General features: G+C 64.3%; 1 protein-coding gene and 1 pseudogene. One reads left to right on the forward strand and one right to left on the reverse strand.

From position 1 onward, the window contains the following. Nucleotides 1-18: 18 nt before the first annotated feature. Nucleotides 19-192 (reverse strand): CsbD family protein, encoded by a 174-nt coding sequence (locus IE287_RS38155; protein ID WP_189854014.1) that lies wholly within the window; start codon nucleotides 190-192, stop codon nucleotides 19-21. 232 nt (nucleotides 193-424) lie between these two features. Here IE287_RS38155 and IE287_RS39010 point away from each other — a divergent pair. Then, nucleotides 425-549, forward strand: a pseudogene (locus IE287_RS39010) (hydrophobic protein); the annotation flags it as partial.

Below are 549 nucleotides of genomic sequence, written 5' to 3' on the forward strand. Positions count from 1 at the left end.
CGGAACGGTTTTCCGGTTCTAGTTCCGGAAGGTGTCCTTGATGTCTTCCTTGGCGTGGCGGGCGTGGCCCTTGGCCTGTTCGGCCCGGCCTTCGGCGGTCATCCGTTCGTTGCCGACGGCGCGGCCGACGGTCTCCTTGACCTTGCCCTTGGCCTGCTCGGCGTGGGCCTTGCTCTTCTCCGTGCCCGACATCGGGACCTCCTCGCGTGGTAACCGGATTGGTCTTGACCGCCGCCTGCTCGTGATTCCGGTGCGTAAACCGGGAAGGTGGCGGGCCTTTCCGGTGGGGGAGCGGGCGGCGGGGGTCGTGTGCCGGACGGCGTGAACGGAATCGTCTGCCCGCCCGTGTGCGTGAGAAACACCTGAATCTCGTACGCATGACCGAATCGTGCTTGGGAAGTCGGTGCTGCGGAGGTTGATAACTATGGTTCCCCTGCTTCTCGTTCTTCTGCTCATCCTGATTCTGTTCGGTGCGGGTTTCGCGTTGAAGGCCCTGTGGTGGATCGCCATCGCGGTCCTGGTCCTGTGGCTGATCGGGTTCGTCGCCCG

Origin of the sequence: Streptomyces omiyaensis, from assembly GCF_014650895.1 — a bacterium.
Taxonomy (GTDB): Bacteria; Actinomycetota; Actinomycetes; order Streptomycetales; family Streptomycetaceae; genus Streptomyces; species Streptomyces omiyaensis.

Coding starts and splice junctions, on each gene's coding strand:
- IE287_RS38155 (WP_189854014.1), bottom strand. CDS start 192: ATGTCGGGCACGGAGAAGAGCAAGGCCCACGCCGAGCAGGCCAAGGGC.